This window comes from Actinokineospora sp., from assembly GCF_050699995.1.
Taxonomy (GTDB): Bacteria; Actinomycetota; Actinomycetes; order Mycobacteriales; family Pseudonocardiaceae; genus Actinokineospora.
Map to the genome: position 1 here is coordinate 1 of NZ_JBOHGC010000586.1, position 1,202 is coordinate 1,202.

General features: G+C 71.5%; 1 protein-coding gene and 1 pseudogene. Both read right to left on the minus strand.

The features are described from left to right. On the minus strand, positions 1–986 hold a 986-nt coding region (locus ACRDSQ_RS28525; protein WP_431425288.1), incomplete at its 3' end, for an HAD-IC family P-type ATPase. Between the two features lie 90 nt (positions 987–1,076). Further along, positions 1,077–1,148: pseudogene (locus tag ACRDSQ_RS28530) on the minus strand (hypothetical protein); the annotation flags it as partial. Between the last annotated feature and the right edge of the window lie 54 nt (positions 1,149–1,202).

The following is a 1,202-nucleotide window of genomic DNA, read 5'->3' on the forward strand; positions in this document are numbered from 1 at the left end:
GCGTCGACTCCCGCGGCCGCGGCTGCTTGGACAACCGCCTGATCGGTCGGGTGCGGAAGCTGCTCCGCCGGTGCCGGTCCGGCCCGGAGAGCGGCGGCGACCACCTCGTGAACTGCTGGCGTGCCACTGTCCAACGACCATGTGGTGACGCCATCGGACACAAGTCGCAGCGCGATCCTGCCTTCGGTGAGCGTCCCCGTCTTGTCGAAGCACAGCATGTCCACCCGGCCGAGGGCCTCGATGGTGGACGGATTGCGGACCAGCGCGCCACGGGTGGAGAGCCGTCGTGACGCGGCGAGTTCCGCGACCGTCGCGACGAACGGCAGACCTTCCGGTACGGCGGCCACCGACAGGCCAACGGCCTGACCGAGCGCCTGCCCGAACGGCCGACCGCTCAGCACCTGCCCTACCAGCAGCAGCGCACCGGCCCCCACCGATGCCGGTACGATCACGCGGCCCAGTGCCTCCAGGCGGGCCGCCACCCCGCTCGGAACCGCCTTGCCCAGGTCCAGGCGGGCGGCCCGACTGCTCTCGGTCCGGACACCAGTCGCGACGACCACCGCAGTCGCGTCGCCTGCGGCAACGGTCGTGCCCGCGTACAGCATCGACGTCCGCTCCGCCACTGCCCGGGCCGGCGTCGCCGAAGGATTCTTTGCGACCAACTGGGATTCGCCGGTCAGACTCGACTCGTCGACCTCCAGGCCCCTGGTGTCCAGCAACCGACAGTCCGCCGGTACGGAATCGCCGGCCGCGAGGGTGATCACGTCGCCCGGAACCAACTCGCCGACGGTTGTCTCGTGCTCGACACCGTCGCGCCGCACCATGATGCGGTCGGCGGAGTCGCCCGACAGTTTGCGCAGCGAGCGGTCGGCCGCCACCCTCTCCGCGCCGCCGATCACGGCATTGACCCCGAGCACAGTGCCGATGAGCGCCGCGTCCAGGACCGAACCCACAGCGGCGGAGACCCCCGCACCCGCGCCGAGCACCGCCGTCAGCGGGTTGTCCAACTCTCGCGCCGCAGCGGTCGCGATGCCGCCCTCGGTCGAGTCTTCGTCCTTGTCCCGGGTGCTCAGCCGTCGGCTCGCAGTACGCTCCGACAGCCCGGCCGCGGATGTCTGCAGCCGCTCCAGGACCTCCTCCGGACCCATCGCATGCCAGCGAGTCGGGTCGGCGGGAATCGGTGGCACCCGACGGGACAGCGA